Source organism: Ramlibacter aurantiacus (assembly GCF_016722895.1).
GTDB classification, from domain to species: domain Bacteria; phylum Pseudomonadota; class Gammaproteobacteria; order Burkholderiales; family Burkholderiaceae_C; genus Ramlibacter; species Ramlibacter aurantiacus.
In genome coordinates this window covers 42,418-58,723 of sequence record NZ_JAEQNA010000004.1, presented here as the reverse complement: position 1 = coordinate 58,723, position 16,306 = coordinate 42,418, and the positions used below count along the sequence as shown (strand labels likewise).

Below are 16,306 nucleotides of genomic sequence, written 5' to 3'. Positions count from 1 at the left end.
GTGCCGCCGCCGTACCGAACAGAAGCAGACCTGCTACGGTCGGGCGCAACTCGGCGCCATTCCGCACCGCAGCGCCGAGCGCTCCGGATCGTCCCAGCCCAGTTCCTCGGCGCTGGGGTTTGCGCGCTCTCGCAGGCGGCGGTACTCCTGCACTGCAGCGGCGTCGATGTCGTGCAGGTCGGTGTCCGGGAGCACCGCGCCGTCGAAAGCGTCCACCTGCTGGCCGGCATACAAGGCCATGAGGTCGTCCTCGCTGCTCTCCTGGTCGGTGGAGCCGACCCGGCGGAAGGCGCCCCGGGGCAAGCCCAGCTTGGTCAGAAAGATAGGCTTCTCCGCTGGTGCAAGCTCGGGCACCCAGATCACCAGGACGGGCTTCCCGCGCAGCGTCTCGACTGCAATGCGAGGACGTACCGGACGATTGAGCATGCTGGCGCACTGGCTGGCCAGATCAGACTGCAGCTTGTCGGGATCGGTTAAGCCGACCACGCGGTACGAGGTGCCGAACAGGTCGTCTGGGTCACGCTCGACGCCCAGCAGCAGGTAGCCGCCGCCCAAGCCAGGTTCGTTGGAGAAGGCCACCACCGTCTCCATCACCGAGCGGTCGATCTGCGAAGCGCGCTTGGCCTCGATGCGCTGCGACTCGTCGACGGCGAGCAGTTCCTGCAGGAGGTCTTCGGCGGTGCGGATCATGGCCGTGCACCCACGACGGGTCGGCGACCGGAGGCGGTCATACAAGTCTGCTCGGTGTGCTTTGCGCTTCGTCGAGCCAGTTGCCGGAAGTTGAGCTGGTTTTGGAGCATGGGGGCTGGTGATTGCCAGTGTAGGTTGCGGCCGCGTTGCACTGAGCCATCCGAGCCGCTACCGTCTGCGCGGTGGGCCGTCCACGCCACCGCCCATGCGAAGAACGCATCGGTGCCCGCACGATCCTGATGCCTGCCCCGCCCCCCTGCACCTAGCATCGCCAGATCACCCTCACCAGCCGTCCACCCATGAAAGTCATCACCCGCAGCGACGAGCGCATCCTCACCGCCGACGTCTTCGAGCGCCCCGCGCGCCGCGGCCCCCGGCCCGACCTGGGCACCTGGCCCGAGCCCGGCCGTGACATCCCCATCTACCACCGTTGCGACGTGCTGGTCGTCGGTGGCGGCCCGTCCGGCACCGCCGCCGCCGCGGCCGCCGCGCGCGAGGGCGCCGACGTGGTCCTGCTCGAGCGCTACAACCACCTGGGCGGCCTGTCCACCGGTGGCCTGGTGATCTGGATCGATCGCATGACCGATTGGCAGGGCAAGCACGTCATCCGCGGCTTCGCCGAGGAGTTGTTCGACCGCCTGCCGCCCGATGCGGTGGCCGGCCCCGACCGCCCCGACTGGGGCAGCCAGGACCCGGCCAAGGCGCACCACTGGTCCTTCCGCACCGCCGCCTGGCACGGCATCGTCACCTGGTCGCCCACCATCGACCCCGAGCGGCTCAAGCTGCTGTCGCAGGAGATCGCGCTGGAGCGCGGGGTGAAGCTGGTCTACCACTCCTGGGCCTGCCAGCCGATCGTGCAGGACGGCGCGACCCGTGGCGTGATCTTCGAGAGCAAGGAAGGGCGCATGGCCATCATGGCCAAGGTGGTGGTCGATGCCACCGGAGATGGCGACCTGTTCGCCCGCGCCGGCGCCGCCTACGAGAGCGACATCGAGGAGGGCGACGCACACCACTGCATGAACACCGCCTGGCTGTTCGGTGGGGTCGACATGAATCGGTGGATCGCCTTCCGCTCCGGCCAGCCTGATGCCTTCTCCGCTTTCATGCAGCGCGGCCGCGAGGAGTGCGGCTTGTTCGAGAAGCCCTACGTGAGCTGGCGCAACGACATCGCCGTGTTCATGGGGCCGCGCCAGTCGGGCTACTCGGCGCTCGACGTCGACGACCTCACCGAGGTCGAGATCCGCTCGCACCGAGCCATGGCCAGGCACCTGGAGTACTTCCGCAGGAACGCGCCGGGCTTCGAGAACGCCTACATGATGCTCAGCGCGCCGCAGCTGGGCGTGCGCCATGCGCGCCGCCTCAAGGGCGTGGGCCGGCTGGAGCGCGCGCAGTGGCCCACCGGCGCCACCCTGGCCGACGAGGTGGGCGTGACGCCGGCCGTGTCGCCCAAGTTTCCCAACATCTCCATCCCCTACGGTGCACTGGTGCCCGAGAAGCTCGACGGCCTGCTGGCCTGCGGCCGCCACGTCTCGTGCGACAAGAACTCGCACGGCTTCATGCGTGAGATCCCGCAGTGCTGGCTGACCGGCCAGGCGGCGGGCGTGGCGGCGGCGCTGGCGGTGGCGCAGGGCGTGGAGCCGCGCCACGTGGACGTGCCCTCGCTGCAGGCCGCGTTGATCAAGCAGGGCGCCTACGTGCGCCAGCCGGTGGCGCAGCCCGCGACCGTGTGACACCCGTGGACGCGCCGTTCCGTCCGATCTCCCTCGGCCCGTACGACGCGGAGGTGGAATACCGTCCCGACGGTGCCATCGTGCTTCGCTCGACCGAGCCGCTGGGTGACTACCCGCAGCGGTTCACCGACTGGCTGCAACAGTGGGCGAGGGAGCGACCCGATGCGACCTTCCTGCAGGAGCGCGACACCGAGGGCAACTGGCGCACGCTCAGCTATGCCAGCGCGCTGCGCCAGGTGCGGCGGCTGGCGCAGGCGCTGCTTCAGCGCGGGCTGGATGCGCAGCGGCCGGTGATGATCCTCTCGGGCAACAGCATCGAGCACGCGCTGCTCTCGCTGGCCGCCATGCACGTGGGCATTGCCTCGGTGGCCGTTTCGCCGGCGTACTCGCTGCGCTCGCAGGATTTCGAGCGCTTGCGGCACGCGGTGCGGCTGCTCACGCCGGGGTTGGTGTTCGTGTCCGACGCGGCCCGCTTCGAGCGCGCCGTCGAGGCCGTCGTGCCGCCCGAGGTCGAGGTCGCGTGCCTGCGCGGCACGCTCGCGCGGCGCAGCTGCACCGCGTTCGATGCCTTGCTCGACACCGAGCCGACGACGCAGGTGGATCAGGCGCACGAGCGGGTGGGGCCCGACACCATCGCCAAGTTCCTGTTCACCTCCGGCTCGACGCAGCTGCCCAAGGCGGTGGTCAACACGCACCGCATGCTGTGCTCGAACCAGCTGATGTACATCCGCACCTATCCCTACCTGCGCGAAGAGCCGCCGGTGCTGGTGGACTGGCTGCCCTGGCACCACACGGCGGGCGGCAACGCCAACCTCGGGCTGGTGCTGTGCAACGGCGGCACGATGGTCATCGACGACGGCAAGCCCACGCCCGAGGGCATGGCCGCCACGCTGCGCAACCTGCGCGAGGTCGCGCCCACCGCCTGCTACACCGTGCCCCAGGGGCTCGAGGCGCTGGTGCAGGCGATGAAGACCGACACCGTCCTGCGTGACCGCTTCTTCAGCCGCCTGCGCCTGATCTTCCCGGCCGGCTCGGCGCTGCCCCCGGCGCTCAAGCAGGCGCTGGAAGAACAGGCCGTGGCCAGCTGCGGCATGCGCATCCCCATGACCATGGGACTGGGCATGACCGAGACCGGGCCGTTCGCGGTATCGGCCCACCTGCCGGACTGGCAACCCGGCCTGATCGGCCTGCCGGCGCCGGGCGTGGAGGTGAAGCTGGCGCCCTGCGAGGGCAAGCTGGAGGTGCGCTACCGCGGGCCAAACATCACGCCGGGCTACTGGCGCCAGCCCGAGCTCACCGCGCAGGCCTTCGACGACGAAGGGTTCTTCCGCAGTGGCGATGCGGCCAGCTTCGTCGACCCTGACCGGCCCGCGCTCGGGCTGCGCTTCGACGGCCGCATCGCCGAGGACTTCAAGCTCACCAGCGGCACCTGGGTCAACGTCGGCGCGCTGCGGGCGCGGGTGGTGGCAGCCGGTGCGCCGCACGTGCGCGACGCGGTCATCGCCGGCCACGACCGCGAGTGCGTGGGCATGCTGCTGGTGCTGCACGAATCCGCCGCGGCGCTGTCGGACCGTTTGCCCGAAGGCGCCAGCCTTGCGCAGATCGCGCATGACCCGCAGGTGCGGGCCTGGGCCCAGGCCCTGCTCGATCGCGTCGCTGCCGAGGGCACCGGCAGCTCCAGCCGCATCGTGCGCGCCGTGGTGCTGGACCAGCCGCCCTCGATCGAACGCGGCGAGGCCACCGACAAGGGATCGATCAACCAGCGCGCGGTGCTGGCCGCACGGGCCGAGTGGGTGGAGGCGCTGTTCGCGCCCGAGCCGGCGCCGCCGGTCCTGGTGGCCGGCTAGCACGGCGCCCAGGAAAAAAGCCGCCTCTCCCAGCCAGGGAAGGCGGCTTTCTCGTCAGCGACGGCCGATCACTCGATGGTGATCTTGCGCTCGCGCACGATCTCGCCGAAGCGGCGGCTGTCCTCGCGCAGCACGGCGGCGAACTGCTGCGGCGTGCCCTGGGTCGGCTCGGCCCCGATGGCCATGAGCCGGTCGCGCACCGGCTTGAGCGACATGGTGCGGTTGATCTCGGTGTTCAGGCGGTTGACGACCTCGGCCGGCGTGTTGGCCGGCGCGAAGAAACCGTAGGTGCTGCCGGCGTCGAAGCCCTTCAGGCCGGACTGGTCCAGGGTGGGCACGTCCGGGAACAGCGAGGAGCGGGCCATGTTGGCCACGGCCAGCAGGCGCAGGCGGCCCGAGCGCACGTGTTCCAGCGCCGTGCCCGAGTCGAACATGAAGTCGAGCTGACCGCCCAGCAGGTCCTGGATGGCCGGGGCGGCGCCCTTGTAGGGCACGTGCACCGCGTCCACGCCGGCCTGCTGCTTGAACATCTCGCCGGCCAGGTGCAGCGAGCTGCCGTTGCCCGCCGAGCCGTAGCTCAGCTTGCCGGCGTTGGCCTTGAGGTGGCGGATGAACTGGTCCACGTTCTGCACCGGGATGCCCTGGCGCACCACCAGGAACAGCGTCGCGCGGCCTGCGGGGGCTACCGGCACCAGGTCCTTCATGGGATCGAAGGCGATCTTGCGGTACAGGTGGGGTGCGATCACCACCATGCTGCCGGCGGTGGCCAGCAGCGTGTAGCCGTCCGCGTCGGCCTTGGCCACGGCCTCGCCGCCGATCAGGCCGCCCGCGCCGCCGCGGTTGTCGATCACCACCGGTTGCCCGATCGCTTCGCTCATGGGCTGCGTGATGGCGCGCGCCACCACGTCCACGCCACCCCCGGCGGCGTTGTTCACCACCACCCGGATCGGCCGGCGCGGGTAGTCGCCGGCCTGGGCGAGGGCCGAGCTGCCGGCCGCCAGGGCCAGCGCACCCAGCCCGGCGCGCCGCAGCAGTTCGCGCCGGGCGATGGCGTCGAGCAAGTCTCCATTCATCGTTGTTCTCCTAAGGGTCGAGGGTCGTCGTGGGGTCAATCGGCATAGCCGGGAAGGTGGCGGTCCATCAGGCGCTTGAGCGCCCGCAACTCGGGCTGGAAGGCGGTGTGGCGTTCCTGGGCCTCGAACTGGTCCCGGGTGTAGGCGCACAGGGCGGGGTCGAGCTGTTGCGGCGGAGTCGACGGCGCGGTGGCCAGCAGCTGCGCCTCGCCGCACATCAGCAGGTACTGCATGCGGATGAAGGCACTCTGCACCGAGGGTCCGGCCACGGCCACGCCGTGGTTGCGCAGGATCAGCGTGTGGTGGTGCGGCGCCAGCGCATCGGCCAGGGCCTTCACCTCGTCGGGACGCTCCTCGATGCCGGTGAAGCTGTAGTAGGAGATGCGGTCGTGGAAGAACGCCGCCTCCTGGTTCAGGAACAGGAAGCCTTCGGGCCGCGCCGACAGCGCGATGCCCGCCGGCGTGTGCAGGTGCAGCGTGCACTGCACGTCGGGGCGCGAGCCGAGGATGGCGGTGTGGATGGCGAAGGCCGCCGGGTTGACGTCGTCGTCGAACGAGAGGGCCCGGCCCTGCATGTCCACCTTGACCAGGCTGGAGGCGGTGACCTCGTCGAACATGTCGCCGTGCCGCTTGACCAGGAAGCGCTCGGGCTCGCCCGGCACGCGGCAGGTGAAGTGGTTGTAGATGGTGTCGTTCCAGCCGAAATGCGCGGCGGCGCGGTAGGCGACGGCGAGGTCGACGCGGGCGGCCCACTCGGCATCGGAGATGCCGGCCGGGCGGGCGGTGGACAGGGACAGGTCGTTCATCGGGAAGCTCCGGTTGTGGCGGGCACCAGTGCCTGGCGGCCCCAACGGGCCTGCCAGGCATCGACGGCGGCGCGGTTGCGCACCATCGGCGGCACCTGCCCGCGCAGCAGCGCGAGCACATTCTCCACGAGGGCCGGCAACAGCGAGGCGTCGCCTTCGCGGGTGTGGCCGACATGGTGCGGCGTGAGGATCACGTGGGGCAGCTGGCGCAGCGGTGAATCGAGGGGCAGCGGCTCGGTGGCGAACACGTCGAGCGCGGCGCCCGCGATGCGGCGCTCGCGCAGGGCCTCGACCAGGGCAGGCTCATCGACGTTGGAGCCGCGCGAGAGGTTGATCAGGAAGGCGTCGGACTTCATGCGCGCCAGGCCGGCGCGGTCCACCAGCGGCGGCGCGTTCGCCTCGGCACCGGCCAGCACGCACACGGCGTCGCTGCGCTCGAGCAGTGTGTCGAGCTCCACCGCGCGTGCGTGGGCCGGCACATCGACACCGGTGCCGCGCCGGCTGGACACCAGCAACTCCACGCCCCAAGGCTGCAGCAGCGAGGCCACGATCTGGGCGATGCGGCCCCAGCCGACCAGGCCGACCGTCTTGCCGTTCAGCATGCGGGCGCGAACCGGGTTGGGCCTGGGCCGGTCGTGGCGCAGGTTGTCGCGCGTGCCGTCCAGGTCGTATAGCAGTTGCAGCAGCAGCAGCGTGGCGGCCTCGGCCATGCTGCGGGCGTTCTCTTCGGTGGGGGCGTGGGCGACGATGATGGCGCGGGCGCTCGCCGCGTCCAGATCGAAGCCGTCGGTGCCCGACACGCAGGAGACCACGCCGCGCAGGCGGGGTGCGCGGTCCATGACCTGCGCGCTGATGGGCATGTTGCCGAAGCCGGCGATCACGTCGCAGGCCGCCAGCAGCGCCGGCTGGGCCAGCAATTCATGGTGGGAGGGCAGCCGGTCGAAAGCATGGCCGGCGTCCCGCAGGGCTTCGCACAGGCCGTCCAGCAGTGGGTCGAGGTGGGCGAGCGAGCCGCACACCGCGACGCGTCCGCCGCGGAAGGCGGCGTCGTTGGACAGGGGCGGGGGTGATCCGGGCAGCAAGGCGGGTCGTCCTTTCGTGATCGAACCCGCCATGGTGGCAGTCACGCATGGCCACGGCGAGCCGATCGGTGCGCCGAGCTATGCGTTTTGCTTATGTCAGTGGTGCCTAGGGGTGGCCTGCGACGTGTCTTGCGCGCCGGCGCCGCCCGATGGCTGGGCGTCGCCCCGGCCCGATGGGGCGTCCAGCACCTTGGCGTCTTCGTGCCGCTGGGCTTTGTCGGCGCCCTGGATGTCGATGCGGCGGCTGCGGTCCTGCTGCGGCTGCTTGGGCACCCGGATGGTCAGCACGCCGTGCTCGAAGTCCGCCCGGACCTGGTCCGGGTCGGGCGCGAACGGCAACTGCAGTGACCGCTGGAAGCGGCCCCAGCTGCGCTCCATCACGTGGTAGTCCTCCTTGCGATCGGTGGCCTCGTTCTTCTTCTCGCCGCGGATGGTGATCACGTTGCCTTCGATCCGCAGGTCCACGTCTGCGGGCCGCACGCCGGGCAGCTCGGCGCAGACGCTGATTTCCTGTTCGCTTTCACGCACATCCATGCGCGGCATGCCCATCGCGCCCTGTGCCGCGCCGGGGCTCGAGCCGCCGACGAAATCGTCGAGCAGGCGGTTCATCTCGCGGTGCAGCTCGCTGAAGGGGTCGCCGAGCGCACGCGAGGAAGAGAAGGGAACCAGAAAGCGGGACATCATGGCTTGTACCTCCTTGCGCTTGTGGGGTTGTCGAACACCTTTGCGTCCCCTGTTTGAGGTCGGCTGCACGAGCTCGGTAGTCGGACACCGTCGTGCGGCGTCGTAGGACGCCTCCTATCGCCGCGGACTCTTGATCGGCCTCAAGCGCATCGGCCGGCAGGCGGCGTATCGTGTGGTTTCCCACGCACCCAGGGGGTCCCATGCCCGTGTCGCCACACCGCCGGACGACGGCACATCCCCGCCGCGGCTCCCGCGGCAGCCCCAGCCGCCCGCCGGCGGCCGATCGCGCGAGCGCAGCCGAACCCGATCGGTCGGCGCCACTCGCGGCGCCTCCACGCGAGGCCACGGCACACCGGCCCGAGCCGTTGGATGCGCCGCTCAAGGTCGCCATCGCCCGGATGTGCCACGGCATCTCCCCTTCATCGCTGGCGCAGGCCTATGCCGACTGGCTGACCCACCTGGGGGTGAGCCCGTCCAAGCAGCTCGGGCTGGCTGCGCACGCCTGGCAGGACTCGATGGCCTGGGGCCAGTTCGTGGCCTCGGCGCTGGCCCAGGGCGGCGTGCCGCCGCAGCCGGCCGACAAGCGCTTCAGCGCCCCCGAATGGCGGCAGCCGCCGTTCAATGCGCTGGCCCAGGGTTTCCTGCAGGCGCAGCACTGGTGGGGGGCCGCCTCCACCGGCGTGCGCGGCGTCTCGCGCCACCACGAGGAACTCGCCGCCTTTTCCGCCCGCCAGTGGCTGGACATGCTCTCGCCCTCCAACTTCGTCGCCACCAATCCCCAGTTGCTCCGGCACACGGCGGCCACGGGCGGTGCCAACCTGGTCAGCGGCTGGTGGAACTGGCTGCGCGACGCGATGGCCGTCGCGGGCAACGGCCGGCCCCGCGGGGTCGAGGCGTTCCAGCCCGGGCAGGCCGTGGCGATCACGCCCGGCAAGGTGGTCATGCGCAACCACCTCATCGAGCTGATCGAGTACGAGCCGACCACCGAGCAGGTGGACCGCGAGGTGGTGCTGATCGTCCCCTCGTGGATCATGAAGTACTACATCCTCGACCTCACGCCCGAGAGCTCGCTGGTCAAGTACCTGGTCGACCAGGGGCACACGGTGCTGATGGTGTCGTGGCGCAACCCGGGCAGCGAGGACGCCCACCTGGGCATGGACGACTACCTGCACTTCGGCGCGCTCGACGCCTTCAAGGCCGCGCGTCACCTGCACCCCGGGCGCGGCGTGCATGCGATGGGCTACTGCCTGGGCGGCACGCTGATGGCGATGGCGGCGGCGCTGCTGAGTGCGCGCGGCGAGCCCGACCTGCGGTCGCTCACGCTACTGGCGGCGCAGACGGACTTCCGCGAGCCCGGCGAGCTGGGCCTGTTCGTCGACGAGAGCCAGATCGCCTTCCTGGAAGACGTGATGGCCGAGCACGGCTACCTCGACGGGCGACAGATGGCCGGCGCGTTCCAGCTGATCAACTCGAAGGACCTGGTCTGGTCCAAGCTGGTCCACGAGTACCTGATGGGGGCGCAGACGCCCATGACGCCGCTGCGCGCCTGGAACGCCGACGCCACCCGCATGCCCGCCCGCATGCACAGCGAATACCTGCGCCGGCTGTACCTGCACAACGACCTGGCCGAAGGCCGGTATCGCGTGCATGGTGAGCCGGTGCTGCTGGAGGACATCCGGGTGCCGCTGTTCGTGCTGGCGACCGAGCGCGACCACGTCTCGCCATGGACGTCGGTGTATGAGGTGCTGCGCCTGGCGCGGGCGTCCTCGACCTTCCTGCTCACCTCGGGCGGCCACAACGCGGGCATCGTGAGCCCGCCCGACGGGCCCGACGCCCACCCCGCCGCCGCCTACCGGCACGCGGCGCACGGACCGCGCCAGTCGGCCATCGAGCCGCACCGCTGGTACGAGCGTGCGCAGGTCGAGTCGGGGTCCTGGTGGCCGGCGTGGGAGCACTGGCTGCACCGGCATTCGAGCGGCCAGCTGCCGGCGCGGTCGCCGGCGGGCATCCGGGTCGACGGCCACCCGGTGCCGGCGCCGGGCAGCTACGTGCATATGGCGTGAGGGGCCCTCCCACACCCGGTTCGCCCTGAGCCTCTCGGCGGGCGGTGCAGGCTTCGACGAGCTCAGCCCGAACGGGAAAGGGGGAAGGTCATTGCGAAACCAGACCCGTTCTCCCTGAGTCCGTTGAAGGGCCCCCCTGGCGGTGCAGGCTTCGACGAGCTCAGCCCGAACGGGGAAAGGGGGAAGGTCATTGCGAAACCAGACCCGTTCTCCCTGAGCCCGTTGAAGGGCCCCTCTCGCGGTGCAGGCTTCGACGAGCTCAGCCCGAACGGGGAAAGGGGGAAGGTCATTGCGAAACCAAACCCCGTTCTCCCTGAGCCCGTCGAAGGGCCCCCCTGGCGGTGCAGGCTTCGACGAGCTCAGCCCGAACGGGGAAAGGGGGAAGGTCATTGCGAAACCAAACCCGTTCTCCCTGAGCCCGTTGAAGGGGCCCCTCTCGCGGTGCAGGCTTAGACGAGCTCAGCCCGAACGGGGAAAGGAGGAAGGTCATTGCGAAACCAACACCCGTTCTCCCTGAGCCCGTCGAAGGGCCCCTCTCGCGGTGCAGGCTGCGCAAGCCTCCCCGAGGACCGTCGATGCTTCGCCCTACTGCTTGGCGTAGCCGATCTTCTGCAGCGTCTGGGCCCACTCGTCGTAGGTGCCGCGCACGATGCGAGCGAACTCCTCCGGCGTGGAAGGCTTGGCTTCGGCACCGCCCTGGCGATAGTCCTCCTGCAGCTTGGGCATCTTCAGCACCTGGCCGATCGCGTCGTTGAGCTTGCGCACCGTGGCTGGCGGCATGCCTGCGGGGCCGAAATAGCCGACCCAGCTTTCGATGTCGACGCCGCTCACGCCCTGCTCGCCCATGGTGGGCAAGTCGGAGAACAGCGGGCTGCGCTTGCCGGCGACGACGCCGATCATGCGGACCTCGCCGGTCTTGGCCAGCGCCACCGCCGCCGAGGACGATGCGAACTGCAGGTGCACCCGGCCCGAGATGAAGTCCTTGGCGACATCGTTGGCGCCCTTGTACGGCACGTGGACCATGTCGATGCCGGCCTGCCTGGCGAAGATCTCGCCGTACAGGTGGGCCGAGGTGCCCACGCCCTGCGACACGTAGTTGATCTTGCCGGGGTTGGCCTTGGCCCAGGCCACCAGCTCGCGCACGTTCGCGGCGGGGATCGACTTGTGCAGCACCAGCACCAGCGGCCCCAGCGCGCCCAGCGAGACCGGGGTGAAATCCTTGAAGGTGTCGTACTTCACCGCCGCCAGCGAGTGCGGCAGCATCGCCAGCGTGGAGGACGGCGTGTACAGCAGCGTGTGGCCGTCGGGCACGGCCTTCTGCACCTCCATGGCCGCCAGCATGGTGCCGGCACCCGGCTTGTTCTCGATCACCACCGGCACGTTCAGCACCTGCGAGAGGTGCTGGCCCACCAGCCGCGCCTGCAGGTCGGTGCCGCCGCCGGCCGGAAAGCCCACGACGATGCGGATCGGCTTGTTCGGGATCGGGAATTCCTGCTGGGCCGCCACGGTGCCGGCCAGGGGCAGCATCGCCAGCGCCAGCAGCGCCTGCAGTCGTCGTCTCGCGTTCATCGGTCTTGTCTCCTGGAAAAGCTCTTGTCTAGCGCCAGTCGTCCACCGACACAGTGGCGTTGTGGCGCGCGCCCATCATCTGCCAATAGCCGTTGGATTCACCGCCGACGACCACGACGTGGATATCGGCCTCCTCGAACAGCCGCACCGGGGCGTCGGCCGGCACGTCGAGGTAGCGGGCCTTGGGCGAGTCGCCGAAGGTGGCGCGGGTGTACACGTAGTTCTGCACCAGCTGCAGGTCCCAGTAGCGCGCGGCCGGCATCTCGGCGGTCTCGTGCAGCCAGCGGATCAGTTTCTGCTTGGTGTCGAAGCCGCCGCGGTCGATGAACTGGCGCGCGGTGATGGGGTCCAGCAGCAGCACCGGCGCGGTGATGGCGTCGGTGCCCAGCAGCATGTCGCGCACGTGCTCGCGCCAATGCTCCTTGCGCAGCCCCAGGCAGAAGGTGGTGGAGCGGCAGCCGTGGAACACCGACACCGTGCTGGCCTCGGCATCGAAACCCTTCTGCACGTGCAGCGGTTCCCAGGGCGAGCGTTCCTCGTTCTCGGCGAAAGTGAGGCCGTTGTAGGTGTAGTTGTTGCCCAGCGAACCCATGAAGGTCTCGCCCGGGACCGACCCGCCCTGCAGGTTCTGCGACAGCAGGCCGTAGGCGCGCCCGATGGTGGCATTGGCATGGTTGTACGGGCCCATGGCGCCGATGCCGCCGTTCATGCCGATCTGCTGGCGGATGGGGCCGTTGACCACCGTCATCACCGAGGCCGAGCTGGAGGTGCTGGCACGGGCGCTGATGCCCGTGGCCGCCAGGGCCAGGATCACCGGGAAGTACTCGGGCTTCGCACCGGCCATCACGGCGTTCACCGCCACCTTCTCCACCGTGTATTCCCACAGGCCGCGGTTGGCGGTGGGCTGCATGCGGCCCACCACTTCGTCGGGGCGGCGGCGGGTGCCGGCCAGCATGGCCTGCACCCGTTCCGGCGTGGGCAGCACGATGGGCAGGAAGTCGGTCCATCGGTTGCGCTCGAACAGCTCGCGCAGGTTCTCCTCGGTGTCCGGTTCGCACAGGCGCGGCGTGCTGTGCGCGTAGGGCTCCCGGCTGCCGGCGCCCTCGGCGGCCAGGCCGCGCGTCAGGCCCTCGACGACCGCCTGCATCACCGGCTTGCCACTGTGCGGATCGCGCCCTTCCACATAGGCGCGCAGCTCGGCTTCGGACTTGCCCATCACCGGCTGCGGCACGAACACCAGCGGCGCCTGCGGCAGCCCGCCCATGCGGATGACCGACTGCACCACCCGCACGAACTTGTCGGTGTGGATGGCCACCGTGGGCACGCCGTACGTGGTCTCCAGCGTGATGGCGTGGGTGGAGACGGCCGGCGCGCAGGTGCTGCAGTGGCCCACGCCGATGATGGCGGCGTGGCCACGGTCGCGGATCTCGCTCCACAGCTCGGGGTCGTCCTTGCCGTAGTAGCTGGCCATCTGCACCAGCTTCGTGGTCACGCCCGGCATGTGGCGGCCGAACCAGGCCTGCACCTGGCGCAGCAACTCGACCGAATCGTCGAATCGGCTGTCCACCAGGTAGACGGTCTTGCCTTCCAGGCTCTCCAGTCGCGGGGCCGGCTGCTTGCGCGTGATGGTGGGCGGAAAGCCCACGGGGTTGTGGACGGTCAGCATGTCATCGCTTCCAGGTCTGGAGGGTGTTCGTGGCTTTGGCGCGCTGCAGGGTGTCGAACTCGTGGATCTTCTCGGGCCGCAGGCCGCGGTAGGCCGGCGCGACGCTGCGGTCCTCGTCCACCAGCGTGATGCGGTCGATCTCGACCAGGTCTTGCTCGGTGAATTTCACCTGCAGCGCCTTGACGTTCTCGCGCAGGTGCTCGGGCTTGTCGGCGCCGGCGATGACGGTGAAGGTGGCCGGGCGCTGCAGCAGCCAGGCCAGCGACATCTGCGGCAGCGTCCAGCCGCGCTCGCGGGCGAAGGCCGCGAGCTTCTCCTGCACGCTCCAGTTGCGCTCCGACTGCCAGGCGGCGGTGTGCGGGTTCTCCGCCTGTCGCGTGCCGGGCGCGATGTGGCCGCGGGTGTGCGCACCCGAGAGCATGCCGCTGGCCAGCGGAAAGTAGTGCGTCATGCCGATGCCGTACTTGATGCAGAAGGGCTCGAAGCGCTTTTCGATGTCGCGGTACAGCAGGCTGTGGTGGTCCTGGGTCGAGACGAACTTGGTCAGGCCCTTCATCTCGGCGATGTACCAGGCCTCGCACAGCTCCCAGGCGTAGTGGTTGGAGGCGCCGATGTAGCGCACCTTGCCCGCGCGCACCAGGTCGTCCAGGGCGCGCAGCGTCTCCTCGACGGGCGTGTCGTGGTCTGGCCAATGCAGCTGGTACAGGTCGATGTAGTCGGTCCTGAGCCGCTTGAGGCTGGCCTCGCAGGCGGCGATGAGGGCCATGCGCGAGGCGCCGGTGTCGTTGGGGCCGTCGCCGGTGCGGTTGCCGAACTTGGTGGCGATCACCGCCTTGTGGCGCCGGCGTTCGAGGGCCAGGCCCAGCGCCTCCTCGGAGCGGCCGATGCCGTAGCTGTTGGCGGTGTCGAAATAGTTGATGCCGAGCTCCAGCGCCTGGTCCACCACCGCGCGGGTGCCGGCCTGGTCGACGAATCCGCCGAAGGGAAAGCACCCGACGCCCAGCGCCGAGGCCACCAGGCCGGAGCGGCCCACGTGCCGGTACTCCATGCCGGAATCGTTCTTCAGCGCCAGGCCGATGGCCGTCACGCGCTGCTGCAGGTCTTCAGGGGTGTCGTTCATGAGTGTGGGGATGCCGGCGCGGAGCCGTCGTCGCGCTGGCGCCCGCGGCGCTTGGTGGGATGCATGGGTCGTCTCTCCTGTCGTCTCCGGTCCCGCTTCTGCCGAGCGGGTGTGCCGTGCCGGCTGTGTCCCATTATTCGGTCCGTGTCCATGGCGCTCAAGTGAAAAGAATGGGGCCATGGTTAAACTGCGGTTAACACCTGGCGACGGGAGGCAAGCGATGAATCTGCGGCAGATGGAGGTGTTCCGGGCGGTCATGCTCGCCGGCGGCGTCAACAGCGCGGCCGAGCTGCTGCACGTGTCGCCGCCGGCGATCAGCAAGGTGCTGGCCCAGGCCGCGAAGGCCAGCGGGCTGGTGCTGTTCGAGCGGGTCAAGGGCCGGCTGATCCCCACGCCCGAAGCCCAGCAGCTCTACGCCGAGATCGACCAGCTCTGGCGCGGCGTGGAGAAGGTGCGCGATGTCTCGCGTGAACTGGTGCAGCCGGCGCAGGCGCGGCTGCGGCTGGTGTGTTCGGCCAGCCTGGCGCCTTACATGGCGTCGCGCACGGTGGCCCGGCTGTACGAGAGCTTCCCGCGGCTGCAGTGCCGGGTGCAGGTGTTCTCGCCCGACACGCTGAACGACGCGCTGCTCGACCGCTCCACCGACATCGGCGTGGCCCTGATGCCGCACGACCACCCCAACCTGGCGACGGTGAAGTCCTATGCCTGCGGCCTGGCCTGCGTCATGCGCAGCGAGCACCGGCTGGCGAAGAAGCGTCTGGTCAAGCCGGCCGATCTGGTGGGCGAGCGCGTGATCTCCTCGCCCGGAAGTTCGCCGTTCGGCCAGACGCTCCAGCGGGCGTTCGGTGCGGCGGCCGCGCGCATGCACCTGGACTTCGAGGCCACCAGTTCCACCACCGCCTGCTGGTTCGCGCAGGCCGGCGTGGGAATCGCCGTGGTCGACCAGGTGGCCATCGCCGGGGGCCTGCTCGAAGGCCTGGAGGTGCGGCCGTTCCAGTCGGCCGAGAAGATGGCCGTGCGCATCATCCGCAACCGCTACCGGCCGATGTCGGTGCCGGAGCGGGCCTTCGTCGAGGCCTTCGACCAGGTCTGGAAGGAAAGCCGCGCGGCCGGCTGAACGCGTGGCCGGCGCTGGCCCTCAGATGCGGATCACGCGTCCGGTTATGCCGCTTTCCAGGCAGCGCCGGTAAGCCAGCGCGACGCGCTCGCCGCTGACCAGCTCGAAGCCGGGGAAGGCGGCCACGGCCGGCACCGGCGTGCCCTCGACCAGGCTGGGGCTGACCACGTTGATGCGCAGGCCGCGCGGCAGCTCGGTGGCCACCGCCTGCGCCCAGTGCTCCAGGGCGCCGTTGACCATGCTGAGCGAGGAGCCGCCCAGGATGGGTTCGTCACTGGTGGTGCCCGAGGTGAGGGTGATCGAGCCGCCGTCGCGCAGCACGGCCCGGGCCGCCAGCGCCAGGTTCACCTGCCCCATCAGCTTGTCGCGCAGGCCCAGCCCGTAGACCGAGTCGTCGAGCGATGCGGCCTCGATGCCGGCCAGCGGCCGGAAGTGCGCGCGGCCGGCGGTGGAGATGACGGCGTCGAGCGGTCCCACGCGCGCCAGCAGCGCGACCACCCCCTGGGTGTCGGCGAGGTCGACGATCTCGTCCGCGTCCGCCAGTGCGGCGGTGAGCACCTCGTGCGAACTGCGCAAGGCCTCGTGCACGGCGCGGCCGACGACGCCACTGGCGCCCACCAGCAGGATGCGCTGGCGACCGCTCATCGCTCGGTCCCGCTGGGTGCCGGCGGCGGCGCGAACAGGCGGCCTGCGACGGCCCAGTCACCGGGGGCCACGTCGCTGAACATGACGTAGATGTGCGCCGGCTCGGCGCCGGTGTTGCGGGCGATCACGTCGGTGATCTCGACCGCGATGCGCTCCTTGGTGGCGGCATCGCGGCCGGCCAGCATTTCGATCTTGACGATGGGCATGAGGTCTC

The 16,306-nt window shown here is 70.2% G+C and carries 14 protein-coding genes; 4 read left to right on the top strand and 10 right to left on the bottom strand.

The window, feature by feature from the left end; genetic code table 11:
* Positions 1 to 33: 33 nt before the first annotated feature.
* Entirely contained in the window at positions 34 to 690 is a 657-nt protein-coding gene (locus tag JI739_RS12165) for an AlbA family DNA-binding domain-containing protein (protein ID WP_201684185.1), read from the bottom strand.
* Positions 691 to 989: 299 nt separating this feature from the next.
* On the opposite strand from JI739_RS12165, the gene JI739_RS12160 reads away from it, so the two are divergent.
* Complete coding sequence (locus tag JI739_RS12160; RefSeq protein ID WP_201684184.1) at positions 990 to 2,420, top strand: FAD-dependent oxidoreductase; 1,431 nt, start codon at positions 990 to 992, stop codon at positions 2,418 to 2,420.
* 5 nt (positions 2,421 to 2,425) lie between these two features.
* The gene (locus JI739_RS12155) at positions 2,426 to 4,267 is read left to right on the top strand and encodes a feruloyl-CoA synthase (protein ID WP_354003720.1); all 1,842 of its coding nucleotides are present in this window, start codon (positions 2,426 to 2,428) and stop codon (positions 4,265 to 4,267) included.
* 68 nt (positions 4,268 to 4,335) lie between these two features.
* Here the strand turns inward: JI739_RS12155 and JI739_RS12150 are convergent, their stop codons facing one another.
* The 4 genes from JI739_RS12150 to JI739_RS12135 all read right to left on the bottom strand — a co-directional run bounded on the left by JI739_RS12150 (position 4,336) and on the right by JI739_RS12135 (position 7,912).
* Positions 4,336 to 5,340, bottom strand: coding sequence for a Bug family tripartite tricarboxylate transporter substrate binding protein (locus JI739_RS12150; protein WP_201684183.1), 1,005 nt, complete (start codon positions 5,338 to 5,340; stop codon positions 4,336 to 4,338).
* Between the two features lie 35 nt (positions 5,341 to 5,375).
* On the bottom strand, positions 5,376 to 6,146 hold the full coding sequence (locus JI739_RS12145; protein WP_201684182.1) for a class II aldolase/adducin family protein: 771 nt from the start codon (positions 6,144 to 6,146) through the stop codon (positions 5,376 to 5,378).
* On the bottom strand, positions 6,143 to 7,228 hold the full coding sequence (locus tag JI739_RS12140) for an NAD(P)-dependent oxidoreductase (protein ID WP_201684181.1): 1,086 nt from the start codon (positions 7,226 to 7,228) through the stop codon (positions 6,143 to 6,145). The genes JI739_RS12145 and JI739_RS12140 overlap by 4 nt, the downstream gene beginning before the upstream one ends.
* A gap of 96 nt (positions 7,229 to 7,324) precedes the next feature.
* Positions 7,325 to 7,912, bottom strand: a complete 588-nt coding sequence (locus JI739_RS12135) for an Hsp20/alpha crystallin family protein (RefSeq protein ID WP_201684180.1) — start codon at positions 7,910 to 7,912, stop codon at positions 7,325 to 7,327.
* A 200-nt stretch (positions 7,913 to 8,112) separates the two neighbouring features.
* Here JI739_RS12135 and JI739_RS12130 point away from each other — a divergent pair, with 200 nt between their 5' ends.
* The gene (locus JI739_RS12130) at positions 8,113 to 9,975 is read left to right on the top strand and encodes a PHA/PHB synthase family protein (protein ID WP_201684179.1); all 1,863 of its coding nucleotides are present in this window, start codon (positions 8,113 to 8,115) and stop codon (positions 9,973 to 9,975) included.
* Between the two features lie 585 nt (positions 9,976 to 10,560).
* On the opposite strand, the gene JI739_RS12125 is transcribed toward JI739_RS12130, so the two are convergent.
* Genes JI739_RS12125 through JI739_RS12115 form a run of 3 tightly spaced genes read right to left on the bottom strand, consistent with a single transcriptional unit; the run spans position 10,561 to position 14,330 of the window.
* Positions 10,561 to 11,544, bottom strand: coding sequence for a Bug family tripartite tricarboxylate transporter substrate binding protein (locus JI739_RS12125; protein WP_201684178.1), 984 nt, complete (start codon positions 11,542 to 11,544; stop codon positions 10,561 to 10,563).
* A gap of 28 nt (positions 11,545 to 11,572) precedes the next feature.
* Entirely contained in the window at positions 11,573 to 13,210 is a 1,638-nt protein-coding gene (locus tag JI739_RS12120; RefSeq protein WP_201684177.1) for a UGSC family (seleno)protein, read from the bottom strand.
* Between the two features lies 1 nt (position 13,211).
* On the bottom strand, positions 13,212 to 14,330 hold the full coding sequence (locus tag JI739_RS12115) for an aldo/keto reductase (protein ID WP_201684176.1): 1,119 nt from the start codon (positions 14,328 to 14,330) through the stop codon (positions 13,212 to 13,214).
* Positions 14,331 to 14,550: 220 nt separating this feature from the next.
* Here JI739_RS12115 and JI739_RS12110 point away from each other — a divergent pair, with 220 nt between their 5' ends.
* Positions 14,551 to 15,447, top strand: a complete 897-nt coding sequence (locus JI739_RS12110; protein WP_201684175.1) for a LysR family transcriptional regulator — start codon at positions 14,551 to 14,553, stop codon at positions 15,445 to 15,447.
* A gap of 21 nt (positions 15,448 to 15,468) precedes the next feature.
* On the opposite strand, the gene JI739_RS12105 is transcribed toward JI739_RS12110, so the two are convergent.
* Together JI739_RS12105 and JI739_RS12100 are read right to left on the bottom strand one after the other, a co-directional pair.
* Positions 15,469 to 16,092, bottom strand: a complete 624-nt coding sequence (locus JI739_RS12105; RefSeq protein ID WP_201684174.1) for a short chain dehydrogenase — start codon at positions 16,090 to 16,092, stop codon at positions 15,469 to 15,471.
* Positions 16,089 to 16,298, bottom strand: a complete 210-nt coding sequence (locus JI739_RS12100; protein WP_201684173.1) for a tautomerase family protein — start codon at positions 16,296 to 16,298, stop codon at positions 16,089 to 16,091. Before JI739_RS12100 ends, JI739_RS12105 begins: the two co-directional genes overlap by 4 nt.
* Between the last annotated feature and the right edge of the window lie 8 nt (positions 16,299 to 16,306).